We start from the raw sequence: 17,004 nt of genomic DNA, 5'->3' as shown, positions 1-17,004 counted from the left end.
ACAATCGTTCGACAGGTGTCACACAATCGTGCGACACTTGTCGAAAGTTCCCGAAAGGCACATCCGACACCTTTTTTGAATATATTTCGCACCCCGCTACCGCAGCGGCCAGGAGAGATAACGCACGATTTGGTAGAGGTGGTAGCCCCAGAGCCAGGCTGCGAGCACTGCTACGAGGGCGCGGAGCATGATGAGCTGCGGGCGCGGAGCAGCGCGGAAAGCGTAACCCATGGCCAGAGGAATAACGAAAGCCCAGTGCGCCGCCATGATGTAAACCTCCGTTATGGCGAACGCCAGCACAACGTGCAGCACCACGTTGAACCCCAGCACGGCCAGCAGCAGCCACAGGTAACGGCTGCGGCGGCCGCACCACACGCCCACCGCGAACAGCAGCAACAGCGCTGCCTCGACCCCGTACTGCGCCGGCCACGTATAGGGCACCACCACGGGGCGCTCCACCAGCACGTCGCGCAGCAGGTAGCGGCGGTGCAGCTGCAGCGACTCGCCGAACAGGTTCTCTGCAACAATGGCGCTGCGGCTGTCTTTCAGCCGCGTCCATGCCATCTGCTTGGCCACTGCCTTCTGCGAACCCACGTGCGCCAGACTGTCGTTCATGGCCAAGGCAAAGGCCACCAGCAACACCGAAGGCACCACCGCCTGCAGCAGCAACGGCCTGAGATGCCAGAAGCGGCGCCCGTTCACGAACCACACACACAACAACACCACGGCTCCATTGCTCAGTGTAACGCCTGCCGTGAGCACAAACAGCAGCGCCGCCTGCCCCACCGTGAACGGCCGCCCCTGCTGCATCTTGCGCCCGGAGAGCCACAGGCAGAGCGTAAGCAGGAAGAGGGAGAGGCAGAAATGGTCGGGTACAATGACGGCAACAAGGATGTAGGCGAAGGAGAAAAACAACGCCACGAGCAGCAGGGCGTCGGCCTTGGGCAGGCCGATGACCTGGCGCAGCGTGCGCAACAGGAAGATGCAGGCGTACGTGGCACAGAAAACAAGCAGCACGCTCATGATGAGCGGGGCGAAGTTGGCACCCGTGAGCTGCAGCAGTCCGTGGTTAACAAGGTAGAAGGGATAGAGCAGGAAGGCCAGCAGCGGGTGCCGCAGCTCGTCGTAAGCCAGCTGCCAGTCGGTCAGGATGACGTAGGTAAGCGGGTCGAAGCCCGACAGGTGGAAGTTTGCCTGGAAGCGGTGCCACGACTGCTCGTCGTAATCGGCAAAGAGAGGAATGTACCTCCAGTTGGCTATCAGCTGCAGGACGGCCGACACCAACAGTGCTGCAAGGGCGGCGGGGCGCTCGTCGCGGCGGACGGCAAACAGCTCTCTCACAGCATGTAATCCGCTATCAGCCATCCGTTATAGATAAAAAGGTACAGCGCCAGCAGGCCTGTAAGCAGGCGGGGCAGCCGCATCGGGCTCGCCTTGAACAAGAAGCCGATGGCTATGGGGATAACGAACACCCAGTGGGCGGCCATGATGTAGACCTCGTTCAGCCCGAAGCCGAGACCAAGGTGTATAAGCATGTCGAACCCGAAGAACGACAGGCACAGCCACAGGAACCGCGAGCGGCGGCCGCACCAGATGCCTGCCACGAAGAGCAATGCCACCAGCGCCTCGGCCGCATACTGCAGGGGGCTGCGGTAACTCACGAATACGGGGCGCCGGCCGTGCACGTCCTGCAGCAGGTAAGAGCTGTGCAGCTGGAGCGTTTCGCCAAAGAGATTGTCGACGACCGACTGCAGTCGCGGCGTCGACACGTCCGACCAAGCCATGAAGGTGCCTTCGGCCATTGGCTTGCCGTCCTTCTTCGCGGGTTTCTTCTTCGCCATCGGGCGGCCGTGGTTCTTCTTGGCCTTGGCCTCGGCACGCGCTATCTCGCCCGGCCGGGCTATGTACCGGTACTCCAGCTGGCACGTTGCCCACATCAGGAGCAATGGAACAAGCACGCCGAGCACGAGGTTACGCGGGCTGAAAAAGCTGCGGCGGTTGACGAAAAGCTGCGCTATCCACACCTTCACGCCGTTACTTAGCGTGACGCCTGCCGTGAGCACAAAGAGCAAAGCTGTGGTGGCAGTAGGCAGCTTGCGGCCGGTGAGCATGCTGCAGCCGGCTATGCAGAGTGTGAGGAGCAGCAGGAAGAGCGAGAGCACGAAGTGGTCGGGGGTGCAGAGGGTAAGCATCACGTAGCCAAACGACAGCATGAGGGCCGAGAGCAGCAGCGCGTCGGCACGGCTCACCCTGACCACGTGGCGCAGGATACGGTACAGGAAGACGAACGAATAGAGCCCGCAGAACGTGGCTGGAACGGCCCACACCAGCTGCACACAGTTGAGTCCGGTGAGCTGGAACAGCCCCTGGTTAATCCAATAGAGCGGATAGAGCAGGAACGCCAGCAGCGGATGGCGGAACACGATGGTAAAGAAGGTGGTCCAGTTGGATATCATCGTGTAGATGAGGGCATCGAATCCGCTGACATGGAACTTGCTCGGAAAAGGCCCCCACGTGCCCTGCCGGTAGACCGAAAACACGTCGAAATACTTACAGATGACCAGGGCATTGAGCGCCACGATAACCACCAGCGCCACGAGGGCGGGCAACCGTTCGTCGCGACGGAGGCGGAATATGTTGAAAAAGGATTTCATCGTTTCAGGAAAAAACGTACTAACAAGAAGTTCACCGGCACGCACACGCAGAACATAGGTATGGGAGCCCAGCCCTTACTGATGCCAATGAGGAGGAAGAAGTTGAGCATGAGCATCTGCAGAAGGTAGTTCACCGCGTGCGAAAGCACGAAGCCGGCACCCCGACGGGCGTTGGCTTTCACGCGGAAGGTGTAGTGCGTGGAGGCTATGAAGTTGAAGACGAAGCTCACCAGGTAGCCTGCGGTCATGGCGGCGGTAGTGAGAAAGTGCATGCGGGATGGCGAGATGCCGTTGGGGATGAGGTGAATGAGCAGCCAGTAGATGCCGTACTGCACGGCCGTAGCCAGCAGTCCGACGATGCCGAAGCGCAGGATTTCGCCCAATTGCTGCCGCTTCTGCTCGCTCATCCCTTTGATGTAGGCCTTCAGCTGTTGCATGTCGGTAGGGTTAAAGCCAAGAGCCGGGCGTGCAGCTCGTTTGTTTCGGCTGCGCTCTTGGGCGCCTCCCGGAATGGTCGAAAGTGCGGTTCGTCGGCCCGGGCAAGCAGTTCGCGGTCGCCGCGGCTGTCGCCGTAGGCCACCAGTCGGCAGTTGCGGCTGTCAGGGAAGGCCTCCTCCAGCCGCCTCAGCTTCTCTTCGCCGTAGCAGTTTGGGGTCAGGAAGCGCCCCGTAAGCCTGCCGTTGCGTATCTCGATGCGTGTTCCGAGCACGCGCACGGGCTCTCCGCCATAATCTGCAACGGTGCCGTAGAAGAACGGGACCACCCAGTTGTCGATGCTGGCACTCACCACCGCCACCCTTGCACCGGGCTCGGCGAGGGCACGCAGCAGGGCTTCCAACCCGGCGGGGCGCAGCAGGTAGAGGCTGTGGGCAGCAAAACGGGCGCACAGACGGTTGAAATCGGCCTCGCGCATGCCCTTGAAGAAGTGGGCAAAAACTTTCTGCTTGGCCTTGTAGTTGGGATACAGATGCAGCTTCATGAGCACCAGCAGGGGGCTGTAACGCAGGAAGCCAAAGGCAAAAGCCTTGGTTCCGCGGGCGTAACGGATAAAGGCGAGCAGCGTGTCGCGCGTGGTCAGCGTGCCGTCAAAGTCGAATACGTGGAGCGTCATAGCAGGTAGATGATTACGAGGAACGACAATCCCCAGGCCAGCACGATGAGTTGGGTAAAGCGATCGTGCAGGATGACCTTCGTGGGGTCGCCGCTCTTTGCGTCTACAACCGTGAGTTGGATGTAGCGAAGCAGCCCCACAAGCACGAATACGCTCGTGAGATAGAGGTACGGGGTGTTGAACCGGCTCACCACATCGGGCGATACGGAGTACATGATGTAGCACACCAGCGTAACCGAAGCCGTGATGGTGATGGCCTGATTGATGAAGGTGAGGTTGTAGCGGATGGTGTTCTTGCGGGGTGCATCGCCCGTTTGGTTCATGCGGAGCACGTCGTCGCGGCGCTTGGCAAAGCTCAGGAAGAGCATCAGGAGAAACGTCATGAGCACTATCCAGTTGCTTAACGCAATCTCCGTGGCCACACCTCCGGCCAGCAAACGCAGCACAAAGCCGAACGCAACGATGCAGACATCAACGATGGCATACTCCTTCAGCTTCTTGCAATAGGCCACGTTGAGAAGGTAATAGAACAGGATGACGCCCCCGGTCTCGACCTTGTGGGCCGTCAACAGGAGCGGTGTGAGCATGGAGAGCACAAACATGAACACCATGAAGCCATAGCCCTGGGCCATTGAAACTTGCCCCGAGGCTATCGGCCGGTGGCATTTCACGGGATGCCTGCGGTCGGCTTCCACGTCTATAATATCGTTCAGACAGTAGATAGACGATGCTGCAAAGCAGTAGGCCATCATGGTCACGAGGCCGGCATACAGCGAGTGAGGGTTGAAAAGCTCGCCGCCAAAGAACAGGGGAACCAGTACGATGAGGTTCTTCATCCACTGCTGGGGCCGTATGAGTTTAAGGTATGTCTTCATCTTCTTATCTTGTCAACCGCCCGTGTCACTCCTTCATGGAGCAGCCACGCCAGCGGCAGGGTTATCACAACGCAAATAAAGAACGTAGGCCAGTAGCTTAGATTCCACCGTTCGATGTACCTCAGCACGAACTGACTGTGTATGAGATAGGCTTCCAGGCTCACTCCGCCCACGAAACTGATGGCCTTGTTGAGCCATGCCGGCAGCCTGCGGAACAGCCGGTTGAGCAGAAGGATGGAGCTGACGGTAAGCGGTATGTAGAGCATACGCTCCAGGAAGAGGGGAAACTCGCCGTGTTTGACCTGCTCCAGAAAGATGCTTGAAAGGAGCGACATGAGGAACATGACGATGATCATCCATATCGACGCGCCGTCCATTGTCTGCTTTCGCCGCACCATCTCGCCGCAGTTGATGCCGATGAAGAAGATGGGCACGCGGCTCCAGAATATCTCCAGATGGCCCACGGCATGGTGTATGGGCGTAACGTATTGCGTGAGTATGCACCACATAAGCATGATGACGGGCAGCCAGCGGTACACGGGATGCCTGATGATGAGCTGCATGTAGGCCGGTGCAAAGAGGTACAGCATCATCGTTGCAGGTATGTACCAGAACGTGAGCTCATCATGCAGCCAGAAATCCCAGTTAATCAAGATGTCTCCTGCCAAGTCCACAAGGCTCGTGCTGTGGCCTCCGCCGTTGAGATAGTCGGGTATGTAGAAAGCCGAAGCCATGATGAGCCAGGCCGGGTACACGCGCCAGTAGCGGTTGGCGAAGAAGTGCCGCAGGTCCGGTCGTTTGGTCCAGGAGAACCAAAGGCCCACACCGCTGAGGAAGAGGAAGATGTCCACGCCCACGTTACCCATGCGGCGCAGGCCGAAGAAGAGGTCTTCGCGGGGCAGGCCCACGTGGAAGAGGATGATGAAAAGCATGGCGGCACCCATCAGTTCGCCTCTGTACTTGCTGATGTTAACCAGCTCTATATCGGGTATTTTCCAGCTCATAGTCTATGGTTTGCGGTTTCTCGGGTTGCCATTCACTTCAGTTTCGGGTCCGGTATCTTCCTCATCACCTCCCTGACGAGCCACGCCACGGCCACCGAAGCAATGACATAGAGCAGCAGACCCGTCCATACATCGCCGCCGCGGCTGATGGGAATGAATATCTTTCGCAACACCGGATGGATAACGAAGAGTGCAGCGCTGATGCCGCCCATCCACTCCAAGAGGCCGAACACGGCCGGAGTAACGTGCGGAATGTGCACTCGCCCGATGAGCTTGACGGCATAGACGGAGGCCAGACAGATGAAAAGAGGCACGAAAGTCCACCCCACAAAGCTCTCGCCAAGGAACACCACGAGGGCCGAAGCCACCAGGAAGCCCGCCAGCAGCACAGCCCTGCCCGTGTTGACCTTGAAGAAGCGGGTGCCGAAACGGGCGAAGAGGAGTCCCAAACCGAACGGAAGCATGCCGCCCATGAAGTTGTATCGGTAGCGGTTCATGGCCTCGCCATCGGGCTGGAGCAGCAGTTGCACCGCCACGCACGCCACCATGAGCGCCACCGTAAAGCCCCAGTGGCGGCGGTAGAGCAGCAGCCGATAGACTACATAGAGCTGCAACATGAGCCCGAAGAACCAATACGGGCCGGGCCATATCTGCCTGTCGGGGTTCGGGAGCAGGTTGTTCAGCATGCCGAGCTGGGCCACCACCTGCGTTACCGTGTAGTGCCAGCTGCCCGGGGTGACGGCATCAACCACGGTGAAGCACACAAACCCCACCATCATCATCTTGAAGAGCTTGAGAAAATGGTACTTCACAAAGGCCCACGCGCCCACCTCCGGCGCTCCCGGCTGCACGTGGCGCGGGCTCTGCTCGTACTTGCGCACCAGCCCGAAGGCACTCAGGAAGAGGAACACCGGTACGCCGTAGTGGCCGAAGAACGACAGCAGATGCAGCGGCAGGCTGCCGTCGGGGGCCATGACCACCCGGTGCAGCCAGGCCACATTACGCTCGGAGAACTGATACTCGTTCTCCTTGACAACGGGACCGAGCCAATGACAGTAGTTGTGCAGGAATATTCCGACGATTGCCAGACCCCGAAGGGCGTTGCACTCGGCTCGCGTCAGGAGTTCGTTATCATTCATGTCGCATTGTTTTTTCCTTGGCTTCGTGGGCCTCACGCAGCTTGTCGTAATCGACCGACTTCTTCAGCAGGCGCGGCCGCAGCTCGTTGTAGTCGGGGCTCAGCACGTTGTACTCCGCGTGATAGCTGGGCGCCGAGATGCCTGCCAAGTACAACAACAGGTGCGGCAGGGCATCGGTCATGAACCGGCGGCGGCGTGCCTGGATGATTTCACGGTATATTTCGGGATGGCGCACCACGTACTCGTGCGAGCACCATATCCAGAACGGAATCTCGAACTCATAGCGGGCCAGGTCGTAGTCCACCCGGGCAGAGTGCAAACGGCACGTGATGCCGCGCGTTCCCTCATAGCACTCCTCGCCGTGGTCGGGCATGTAGATAACCACGGTGTTGGTGTGTTCGTAGAGCCTACATATCTGGTCTACCACGGAGTCGTTGTAAAGTACGGCGTTATCATAGTCGGCCACCGTTTGCCGTTGCTTGTCGTTGAGCTCCGGCCGGTGGTCGGCATAGTCGGAGCCCTTGAACTTCCAGCGGTCGCGGGGCGAGCGCTGACGGTAGCTAACGTGCTGACCAATGAGGTGGAAGATGGTTAGCTGGTGCTCCCCGTCCTCCTTCCGCAGCCGCCGGTACTCGCTCAGCAGGCCCGCGTCGTAGCGGAACACCTGGCTGTTGCGCGTATCGAACTGCGCCTTACTCAACGTCGGGTTGTTCAGGAAGAAGCCTCCGCTGAAGTCGTACACCTCCTCCTTGGCCTTGGGCAGAAACTGGTTGGTCAGGAAGGTGACGTGATAGCCGGCCTTGCGGAACACCTCCGGGAAGAGCGGATAGTCGCACCACTCGCCCTGCTGGCCCACTACGTGCATGGAAAACACGTTCTTGAACACGTAGCTCGTCAGGTTCCAGGGCGACACCACGTCGGTGAACTTGACCAGCAGGCCACTTTTCTCGCGCCGGCTCTGGCGCGGCGTGGTGGGCATAAAGTAGCCGTACTGCGCCGAGTGCTGCTTGCCGTAGCTCTCGCCGATGATGAGCACGATGTTGGGTGAGCGGAACGAGCAGCTGTCAACCTGCACCTTGTCGGCGGCGGAGATGAGCTTGTCTATCTGTTCCGCAGCCAGTGAGTTGGCCCGCAGACTAAAGAGTAGCCTGTTAACGGGCGTATAGAAGTTGGCATGACCGCGCTGCGTGAGCGCATGCTCTACGTCCCCAACCGTCTGCTGGTGCATGATGCGCCAGAAGGCTTTCTTGTTCGCGTAGCTTGCACTCCAGCTGAAGCAGAACGTCACCAGCACTACCACACCGAGAAACGGCTCTGCACGCCGCAGCCACTCGCGCCCCTTACGGAGCCGATAGCCCAGGAACACGCGCTGGCGGTAGGTGAGATGCTCCTCTATCTGCGGCCTCAGCGTCCAGAATACGTGCACAAGCAGGAGCAGAACTACCCACCCCACGGGCGAGAAAATGACGTCGGGAGAGAGATAAGTGCGCAGAAACTCGCCCGCCTCTCGGGTGTCCGTTTCGCCTACTAACAGCAACATGGTGGGCGTGAGGGTCGACTCAAACTTCACCCAGCAGTACACATCGACGATGGCCACACCGTACAACGCCACGTAGAGCACTGCCTTGACCCACCGCCTCGCCTTGCGCGGAATGAGCACAAGCACCAGGCAGAGCAGGTAAACATCGACAAAAAGTTCGGAATAAAGGTGTTCGTAGAGCGGTTTACCATCGGGTTGCGTAAGCCAGGCGCACAGAACGCCGAGGGCATACATGAATACGAAGAATGGCGCATTCTCCTTGATGGGGCGGAAAAGCTTGTCAATTATCTTTCCCAGAATCGTTAATATCTTCATTCGCAACACCTTTATAATGCAGCAAAATTACTCTTTTTTTCCGGATATAACAAGGTTCGCGAGGCGAATTAACACTTGCGCCCGCTTGCCTTCCGCTCTTTTGGCGCAGCCACAGCCCGGTAGCAGAGCCGCCGACTGCTGCAAGCAGCCGTTTCGGTCTTAGGCTCCCGGAACCTTGAGACTGTGAAGCAACAGTAAGCCACTGTTGTTTCAAGGCGGAAATTGTCATAAAATATGACCGTTATTTAACACTTCCTGAACCGTTGAAAGAGACTGCCAAACAGCCCGAAACACGCCCTTCAGCTTCCCGTTGCTATGCTTCAGGCGCCATAAGGCATGCTTCAAGCCCGCCGAAGGATTGCTTCAAGTTCGTTGAAAGATAGCTTCAAGCCCGTTGAAGGATAGCATCAACGGGGCCGAAGCTGTGCTTTCGCAATGCAATTTACATGCTTTAAGCCCCCAAAAACTATCTTCCAACATCCCCAAAGACTGTTTTCAAGCCGTCAAAAGAATACGAAAGAAATACAAACAGCTGATTATCAGAGCTTTATGAAAATACGGAAAACAGCGCGTTTTTCGCCCCTGCTGTGGCTTTGTTGGCTTCTGTCGCAAAACAGGAAGGGGTGTTTGTCAACTTATAACCTGGTTTTTAACAATTCTGCAAGCAGGTTATCAGCGTGTTTGGACAGGATTGCGGGCTGGCATCCGGCAATCTCCGGCCTGCTTTCTCCTGCGTCCGCAAGTTCTACGGTCATGTTGTCAAGAGGCTCACAAGAGGCTGCGAAACCAGTACATTACAATCCGTCAGCCTATCCATTCGCACTTCCGTACATCCTCATCACATCGTTCTCGATGGCGGGAGGCACCATGCCGGCTATCGGCTGACCGGTGGCAGCGCGGCGGCGGATGTCGGAACTGCTCACATTGTACAGCTCCGTTTCCATCAGCATCACACCCTCGGGCAGCGTGGCGGCCTCTATCGGGTAGCCGGCACGCGGATAGATGGCAATGCGGTGGGTAGCGAGAATGTCCTGATAGTGGCCCCATCGGTCGAAGGCCAGCCAGTTGTCGGCGCCGATGAGGAGCACGAACTCCACGCCGGCGAAGTCCTTGGCCAGCGCCTGAAGCGTCTGCCAGGTGTACGAAGGCTTGGGAAGACGGAACTCATAGTTGGACGCTATGAGCCTTGGTTCGCCCGTGAGGGCCTTGCGAACGAGGGCAAGGCGGAGGTCATCGTCAAGCAGGTCGGGCGCTGCCTGCTTGAAGGGATTGAGCGGCGAGACCATGAAAAGAATGCTGTCGAGGCCGGCCGCGCGCAGCATCTGGCGCGCCAAAGCCACGTGACCCACGTGGATGGGGTTGAAGGAGCCGCCGTAGAGGCCCACCACGGAGGCGCCGCTGAGGGCTCGGGCAAGGCTTTCTGCATGGCGTGCAGCGGCAGGGGTGCGTTTGGGTTGCGTGTTCATAGACTGTAGGATTTGCCGGGCAGAGGGGCGGAGGAACCGCCGGTGCGGGTTATTTCAGGAAGTCGCGGATGAGCTGCAGGGTTTGTTGCTCTGCCTGCTCCAGGTTATCGTTCACGACAACATGGTCAAAGCGCGGGGCAAACGTCATCTCGTACGAGGCCTTGGCCAGCCGGTCTTCGATGGCCTCGGGCGTATCCGTGGCGCGTGCCACGAGTCGGCGCCGCAGTTCTTCGATGGATGGCGCCTGGATGAAGATGCTCAGGGCGCGGTCGCCATAGTGCTGCTTGATGTTGCAACCGCCCTTTACATCGACGTCGAAGACAACGTTCTCGCCCTTTGCAGCCTGTGTTTCGACCTGCGACTTCAACGTTCCGTAGAAGCGGTCTTCGTACACTTCCTCGTATTCCAGGAACTCCCCAGCCTCTATCTTGTGCCTGAACTCGGCGGGAGTGAGGAAGAAATACTCCACTCCATCACGCTCGGTGCCGCGCGGCTGGCGGCTGGTGCAGGAGATGGAGAAGGCCAGTCGGAGCTCCGGATGCTCCTTCATGAGCCACTGTACGATGGTGCTTTTTCCGCTGCCACTGGGGGCGGAGAAGATGATTAACCTCCCCCGGCCCCTCCGAAGGAGGGGGGTGCCTTGCGGGATTGGTGCTGATTGTTTGGTCATTGTGGATGGGCTATTTAATGTTTAACCTCCCCCGGCCCCTCCGAAGGAGGGGGGTGCCTTGCGGGGTTGGAGCTGATTGTTTGGTCATTGGGTTCTTTTTATTTTAGTTTTAACCTCCCCCGGCCCCTCCGAAGGAGGGGGGTGCCTTGCGGGGTTGGGGCTGATTGTTTGGTCATTGGGTGATTGTTATTTAATTTTTAACCTCCCCCGGCCCCTCCGAAGGAGGGGGGTGCCTTGCGGGGTTGGGGCTGATTGTTTGGTCATTGGGTGATTGTTATTTAATTTTTAACCTCCCCCGGCCCCTCCGAAGGAGGGGGGTGCCTTGCGGGGTTGGGGCTGATTGTTTGGTCATTGTTTGTTTTATTTTTTCTATTACCTTGTCAGTATCGTAAAGGATTTGGTCGTTGGTGAACCTTACTACGCGGAAACCGAAGGACTCTAAGTAGTGGGTGCGCTCCATGTCGGCCTGCTGCTGGGCGGCAGAAGTGTGGTAGCCACCGTCAATTTCGATAACGATGTTGAGGGACAAGCAGACGAAATCGGGGATGTAACCATAAACCGGATGCTGGCGACGGAAGCGTACACCTAACTGTTTGCCCTTTAACCGCTCCCAGAGAAGTGCCTCGGCTTCGGTCGGATAACGCCGGTTGCTTTTGGCGTTACGCCTCAGCAAAGTGTAAGTAGAGGCTTCGCTGGTTTGGTAATGGTAGTTGCCAAAGTAGCCATGTCCTTCATCCTCTTCTTCCATATAACACGTTTTTAGCTTCAAATTCTTATCACTTGCAGAGAAAAAAGAAATCTCCCGCTTTCTCCCCAAGTCCACCTCATTACCCTATCCCGCCCCAACAGGAAACCTGAACCGCCAGGCACTCCCCTCCTTCGGAGGCGCCGGGGGAGGTTCACAGTGCGTTGAGCACCTGTTCCTTGATTTGTTCGAGCTCGTCCTTCATCTTCACCACGATGTTCTGCATGTCTGCATTGTTGCTCTTGGAGCCTGTGGTGTTGATTTCGCGGCCCATCTCCTGGGCAATGAAACCAAGTTTCTTGCCGTTGGGACGGGTCTCTGCCATCGTTTCGCGGAAGTACTTCAAGTGGTTTGCCAGTCGTTGCTTCTCCTCGCTGATGTCGAGTTTCTCGATGTAGTAGATGAGCTCCTGCTCCAGTCGGTTTTGGTTGTAGTCGGCCTCGGGTATCTGTTGCAAGCCCTTGACAATCTGCTCGCGTATCTTGGGTACGCGGCTCTTCTCGTACGGCTCGATGCCGGCGAGCAGGGCGGCAATGTTGTCTATCTTCTCATTGAACTTCTTTTCGAGCGCCGCTCCCTCCTGCCGGCGGAAGGCAACGACGGCATCCAGCGCCTGCATAACGGCCTGGCGCACCACCTGCCACTCCTCATCGTCCAGCACCTCGACCTCTGTCTTGGTGGTAACATCGGGCATGCGGAGCAGCGTGTAGAACCAGTCCTGCGGCTCCGGAATGCCCGTGCGGGCAGCTATCTCCTTAATTTGACGGTAGTAATTCTCCACGAGTTGCGCGTTAACAGGTGTGGCATCAACGGCTTCACCCTTGTCAATCCAGACGGAAACGTCTATTTTTCCCCGTTCCAGAGCCTTGGTTACCAGCTGCCGGATCTCGATTTCCTTCTCCCTGTACAGGGGCGCTATGCGTGTAGAAAGGTCTGCGGCCTTGCTGTTGAGCGACTTAATTTCGACGTTGATCTTCTTGTCCCGGTAAGTTGCTACCGACTTTCCGTAACCTGTCATTGATTGTATCATAACTTTCTTTCGCGTTAAATTTCTGCAAAAGTACGAAAAATAAGGGAGAAAAGAGTAAATTTGCACTTTATTAATAGAATATATCAGCTCATGTCGTGCATATTAAATATTGAGACGAGTACCAAGGTGTGCTCCGTGGCAGTAAGCAATGATGCCGAGTGCATCTTCAATAAGGAAGACCATTCGGGGCCCAATCACAATGAGAAACTTGGCGTGTACGTGGACGAGGCGCTGTCGTTTGTCGACAATCACGCCATTCCCGTAGACTATGTTGCCGTGAGCTGCGGGCCCGGTTCCTACACAGGACTGCGCATAGGCATCTCGATGGCCAAGGGCATCTGCTACGGCCGCAACCTGAAACTCATTGGCGTGCCCACGCTGGAGCTGCTCTGCGTGCCCGTGTTGCTGCGCGAAATAGCAGCCGAGGAGGATGCCCTGCTCTGCCCGATGCTCGACGCACGCAGGATGGAAGTGTACGCGCAGCTCTTCGACCGCTCGCTGAAAGAAGTGCGGCCTATCCATGCCGACGTGGTTGACGGCGACACCTACAAGGAATATCTGGACGAACGACCGATCTACTTCTTCGGCAACGGAGCCGAAAAGTGCATGGAAACCATCAACCATCCCAATGCTCACTTCATCAAGAACATTGAACCGCTGGCCAAGAACATGTTCCCCCTGGCCGAGAAACGCATTGCAACAGAACAATTCGAAGACGTGGCCTACTTTGTGCCTTTCTATCTGAAAGACTTCGTGGCCAAGCTCCCGCGCAAGATGCTGTGATGCAGACACTACACAACTGATTATGAACACAACGCAAATGAATATAGAAGGATTGGACTACAACACCCAGCGCGAGAAGCTGGTGCTGCCCGAATACGGGAGGGAAGTGCAGAAGATGGTGGACCATGCCATAGGCTTGGAGAGCAAGGCAGAGCGCCAACGCTGTGCCGAAAGCATCGTTGCCATCATGGCCCGCATGTTTCCGCAGAACAAGGAGAACGGTGACTACAAGCAGAAGCTGTGGGATCACCTGGCCATTATGAGCAACTTCGAGTTCGACATCGACTGGCCTTTCGACATCGACGAGGCTAAGAAGATAGCCACCAAGCCCGAACCGCTGGCCTACCCCATGACTCAAATTCCCGTAAGGCATTATGGCAAGATGCTGTTTGAAATCTTCGACAAGCTGAAAGCCATGGAGCCGGGCCAGGAACGCGACCAACTTGTAAAGCTGGCTGCCAACCAGATGAAGCGCAACCTGCGCCAATGGAGCCACGGCTCGGCAGATGACGAGAAAGTGGCCAACGACCTCGCCCGCTTCACTGACGGCAAGGTACAGCTCGACCTCAACTCGTTTACCTTCGAGAAGATGCCGGCGGCTGAGACCGAGAAGAAGAAGAAAAGAAAATAGACATGGAATCATTCATCATCGAGGGCGGCCATCAGCTGCACGGTGAAATCACACCACAGGGCGCGAAGAACGAAGCCCTGGAGGTTATCTGTGCCTCTATCCTCACCCGAGAGCCTGTCCGTATTGCCAATATCCCCGATATCTTGGATGTAAACAACCTCATCCGGTTGCTCAAGGACATTGGCGTAAAGGTGACGAAGCACGCCCCCGGCGACTTCACTTTCCAGGCCGACGAGCTGAATCTTGACTATCTGGACAGCGATGAGTTTGTGAAGAGCTGCTCGTCACTGCGTGGTTCCGTCCTCATGATAGGCCCGCTGCTGGGCCGCTTCGGCAAGGCAACGGTGGCACAGCCCGGTGGCGACAAGATTGGACGCCGCCGACTGGACACCCACTTCCTTGGTTTCAAGAACCTGGGAGCCAAGTTTGTGCACGTAGCCGACCGCAACGTGTTCGAGATTCAGGCCAAGCAGCTGCGCGGAAGCTATATGCTACTCGACGAAGCCTCCATCACCGGCACGGCCAACATCATCATGGCAGCCGTAATGGCACGTGGAACAACCACCATCTACAACGCTGCCTGCGAACCTTACATCCAGCAGTTGTGCCATCTCCTCAATGCAATGGGAGCCAACATCAGCGGTATCGCCTCCAATCTTTTGACCATCGTGGGCGTCAAGGAACTGCACGCTGCCCGCCACACCATTCTGCCCGATATGATAGAGGTAGGCTCCTTCATCGGCATGGCAGCCATGGTAGGCGACGGCATCAGGATTAAGAACGCCTCGGTGAATAACCTCGGGCTCATCCCGGAAGCCTTCCGGCGCCTCGGAGTCAAGATTATCACGGAGGGCGACGACCTCCTCGTGCCCCGCCTGCCTCATTACGAGGTCGACTCTTTCATCGATGGCTCCATCATGACTCTGGCCGACGCGCCCTGGCCTGGGCTCACCCCCGACCTGCTCTCGGTGCTTATCGTCGTGGCCACGCAATGCCGCGGCAGCGTGCTTATACACCAGAAGATGTTTGAAAGCAGGCTTTTCTTCGTCGACAAGCTCATCGACATGGGTGCGCAGATTATTCTCTGCGACCCCCACCGTGCCGTAGTCATCGGCCATGACCATAAGCTCAGGCTCCGCGCTGGCCGCATGACGAGCCCCGATATCCGTGCAGGCATCGCCCTGCTGATAGCTGCCATGAGTGCCAACGGCACCAGCCGCATTGACAACATCGCCCAGATAGACCGCGGCTATCAGGACATCGAGCACCGTCTCAATGCCTTAGGAGCCAACATCAAACGCGTACAGAACTGATGGTAAGGGACACCGACGTTTACAGAATAGGCCGCATAGGCAAGCCACACGGCGTGAAAGGAGAGCTGACCTTCCTCTTCGAGGACGATGTATTTGACAGAACCGACGCCGAATACTTGTTTCTGGAAGTCGAAGGCATACTTGTACCTTTCTTTATAGAGGAATATCGCTTCCGCGGAAGCGAGACTGCACTGGTCAAGTTCTGCGATATCGACACCCAGGAGCAGGCCCGGGAGCTGACGGGATGCGATGTTTATTTCCCCCGCCAACTGTCGGACAGCACGCCGGAGGACATTTCCTGGGCCGAGATAACAGGCTTCCAACTTGTCGATACCCATAGTGGCAACGCCGTCGGAATCATCAGGCACGTAGATGATTCCACGCTCAACATCCTCTTTGAAACAGAAACTCCCGACGGCAAAACCCTGCTGATACCCGCTCATCTGGAGCTTATCGAGGGCGTGGATGCCGCCAACAAGGAAATCAGAATCAATCTGCCGGAGGGCATCCTCGACCTATAGCGAGGCCTGCTCCGGCTAACACAGAGAACATGAAGAAACAAGTTTGTATATTGGGCAGCACAGGCTCCATCGGAACACAGGCGCTCGACGTCATCCGACAGCATGCCGACCTGTTCGAAGTCTACTGCCTCACGGCCAACGACCGCTATGAGGAACTGGCCGCACAGGCCCATGCGTTTCGCCCGGCAGCCATCGTCATTGCCAACGAAGCCCACTACCAGCCACTGCAACAGCTCATGAGCGACATGCCGGAAGTAAAGGTCTACGCCGGCAAAGATGCCCTCGACCAGATTGTTGAGGCCGACCCTATCGACATAGTGCTCACTGCAATGGTGGGATTTGCAGGCCTTTCGCCTACCATTCACGCCATCCGCGCCCGTAAGAAGATTGCTCTGGCCAACAAGGAGACGCTCGTCGTGGCGGGTGAACTCATCTGCCAGCTGGCTCTGCAATACCATGTAGACATCCTGCCAGTTGACTCCGAGCACTGTGCTATATTCCAGAGCCTGGTCGGCGAAGACCAAAACGAGATTGACAAGATACTTCTCACCTGCTCCGGAGGGCCTTTCCGCCTCTGCAGCCACGAGCAGTTGGAACGCGTGACGGCGGCCGACGCGCTCAAGCATCCCACCTGGGAGATGGGTGCAAAGATAACCATCGACTCGGCAACGCTCATGAACAAGGGCTTCGAGGTCATGGAAGCCAAGTGGCTCTTCGGCGTTCCGGCCGACAGGATACAGGTACTCATCCACCCGCAGAGCATCGTACACAGCGCCGTTCAGTTCATGGACGGCAGCGTGAAGGCGCAACTGGGCGTGCCGGACATGCGCCTGCCCATCCAGTATGCACTCACTTTCCCCAAGCGACTGCACTTAGACGGCGACCGGCTCGACCTGTTCAGGCAGCCGCTGGAGTTCTTGGAACCCGACATGAGCAAGTTCAAATGCCTCTCACTGGCCTACGATGCCATCAACAGAGGCGGCAACATGCCCTGCATACTCAACGCTGCCAACGAGGTGGTGAATGCCGGTTTCCGCCGGGGAGACTGTTCTTTCCTCGGCATGGCCGATGTGATAGAGCAGACGATGGCCCAGGCCACTTTCGATGCTAACCCCGACTACGAGGTCTACATACAGACCGACGCCGAGGCGCGACGCATAGCCGCCGAACTCATGAATGGCAGACAAACCACCCGTTAACGATTATC

16 protein-coding genes and 1 pseudogene are annotated in these 17,004 nt (G+C 57.4%); 5 read left to right on the top strand and 12 right to left on the bottom strand.

Annotation, left to right across the window (positions count from 1 at the left end; genetic code table 11):
• Positions 1–96 precede the first annotated feature (96 nt).
• The 12 genes and pseudogenes from BMW31_RS06175 to BMW31_RS06120 form a co-directional block, all read right to left on the bottom strand.
• On the bottom strand, positions 97–1,341 hold the full coding sequence (locus tag BMW31_RS06175) for a DUF6080 domain-containing protein (protein ID WP_091822668.1): 1,245 nt from the start codon (positions 1,339–1,341) through the stop codon (positions 97–99).
• Positions 1,338–2,654 carry a DUF6080 domain-containing protein gene (locus tag BMW31_RS06170; RefSeq protein WP_091822664.1) on the bottom strand — a complete coding sequence of 439 codons (1,317 nt, stop codon included), beginning with the start codon at positions 2,652–2,654 and terminating at the stop codon, positions 1,338–1,340. Before BMW31_RS06170 ends, BMW31_RS06175 begins: the two co-directional genes overlap by 4 nt.
• On the bottom strand, positions 2,651–3,082 hold the full coding sequence (locus tag BMW31_RS06165; protein ID WP_410524429.1) for a GtrA family protein: 432 nt from the start codon (positions 3,080–3,082) through the stop codon (positions 2,651–2,653). The genes BMW31_RS06170 and BMW31_RS06165 overlap by 4 nt, the downstream gene beginning before the upstream one ends.
• Positions 3,079–3,765, bottom strand: a complete 687-nt coding sequence (locus BMW31_RS06160) for an HAD family hydrolase (protein ID WP_091822660.1) — start codon at positions 3,763–3,765, stop codon at positions 3,079–3,081. The genes BMW31_RS06165 and BMW31_RS06160 overlap by 4 nt, the downstream gene beginning before the upstream one ends.
• Positions 3,762–4,640, bottom strand: coding sequence for a decaprenyl-phosphate phosphoribosyltransferase (locus BMW31_RS06155; RefSeq protein WP_091822657.1), 879 nt, complete (start codon positions 4,638–4,640; stop codon positions 3,762–3,764). Before BMW31_RS06155 ends, BMW31_RS06160 begins: the two co-directional genes overlap by 4 nt.
• Positions 4,637–5,644, bottom strand: coding sequence for an acyltransferase family protein (locus BMW31_RS06150; RefSeq protein WP_091822653.1), 1,008 nt, complete (start codon positions 5,642–5,644; stop codon positions 4,637–4,639). Before BMW31_RS06150 ends, BMW31_RS06155 begins: the two co-directional genes overlap by 4 nt.
• Before the next feature lie 32 nt (positions 5,645–5,676).
• Positions 5,677–6,783 (bottom strand): acyltransferase family protein, encoded by a 1,107-nt coding sequence (locus BMW31_RS06145; protein WP_091822650.1) that lies wholly within the window; start codon positions 6,781–6,783, stop codon positions 5,677–5,679.
• Entirely contained in the window at positions 6,776–8,638 is a 1,863-nt protein-coding gene (locus BMW31_RS06140) for a phosphoethanolamine transferase (RefSeq protein WP_091822647.1), read from the bottom strand. Before BMW31_RS06140 ends, BMW31_RS06145 begins: the two co-directional genes overlap by 8 nt.
• Before the next feature lie 809 nt (positions 8,639–9,447).
• On the bottom strand, positions 9,448–10,104 hold the full coding sequence (gene nadD / locus BMW31_RS06135) for a nicotinate (nicotinamide) nucleotide adenylyltransferase (protein WP_091822644.1): 657 nt from the start codon (positions 10,102–10,104) through the stop codon (positions 9,448–9,450).
• Positions 10,105–10,153: 49 nt separating this feature from the next.
• A pseudogene (gmk, locus tag BMW31_RS06130) lies at positions 10,154–10,753 on the bottom strand (guanylate kinase); the annotation flags it as partial.
• A 295-nt stretch (positions 10,754–11,048) separates the two neighbouring features.
• Positions 11,049–11,522, bottom strand: a complete 474-nt coding sequence (locus BMW31_RS06125) for an endonuclease domain-containing protein (RefSeq protein WP_091822635.1) — start codon at positions 11,520–11,522, stop codon at positions 11,049–11,051.
• Between the two features lie 151 nt (positions 11,523–11,673).
• Positions 11,674–12,549, bottom strand: coding sequence for a YicC/YloC family endoribonuclease (locus BMW31_RS06120; protein ID WP_091822632.1), 876 nt, complete (start codon positions 12,547–12,549; stop codon positions 11,674–11,676).
• Positions 12,550–12,639: 90 nt separating this feature from the next.
• Between BMW31_RS06120 and tsaB the strand changes: the two genes are divergently transcribed.
• Genes tsaB through BMW31_RS06095 form a run of 5 tightly spaced genes read left to right on the top strand, consistent with a single transcriptional unit; the run spans position 12,640 to position 16,996 of the window.
• A complete protein-coding gene (gene tsaB, locus BMW31_RS06115; protein ID WP_091822628.1) occupies positions 12,640–13,332 on the top strand; it encodes a tRNA (adenosine(37)-N6)-threonylcarbamoyltransferase complex dimerization subunit type 1 TsaB in 693 nt (230 codons plus the stop codon).
• A gap of 37 nt (positions 13,333–13,369) precedes the next feature.
• The gene (locus BMW31_RS06110; RefSeq protein WP_091822851.1) at positions 13,370–13,963 is read left to right on the top strand and encodes a DUF4290 domain-containing protein; all 594 of its coding nucleotides are present in this window, start codon (positions 13,370–13,372) and stop codon (positions 13,961–13,963) included.
• A 2-nt stretch (positions 13,964–13,965) separates the two neighbouring features.
• A complete protein-coding gene (gene murA, locus BMW31_RS06105) occupies positions 13,966–15,276 on the top strand; it encodes a UDP-N-acetylglucosamine 1-carboxyvinyltransferase (RefSeq protein ID WP_091822623.1) in 1,311 nt (436 codons plus the stop codon).
• Positions 15,276–15,797 (top strand): ribosome maturation factor RimM, encoded by a 522-nt coding sequence (gene rimM, locus BMW31_RS06100; RefSeq protein ID WP_091822617.1) that lies wholly within the window; start codon positions 15,276–15,278, stop codon positions 15,795–15,797. Before murA ends, rimM begins: the two co-directional genes overlap by 1 nt.
• Positions 15,798–15,826: 29 nt before the next feature.
• A complete protein-coding gene (locus BMW31_RS06095) occupies positions 15,827–16,996 on the top strand; it encodes a 1-deoxy-D-xylulose-5-phosphate reductoisomerase (RefSeq protein ID WP_091822614.1) in 1,170 nt (389 codons plus the stop codon).
• Positions 16,997–17,004 lie beyond the last annotated feature (8 nt).

The organism is Prevotella sp. kh1p2 (genome assembly GCF_900111525.1).
Taxonomy (GTDB): Bacteria; Bacteroidota; Bacteroidia; order Bacteroidales; family Bacteroidaceae; genus Prevotella.
This window is presented reverse-complemented; position numbering and strand designations above follow the sequence as displayed.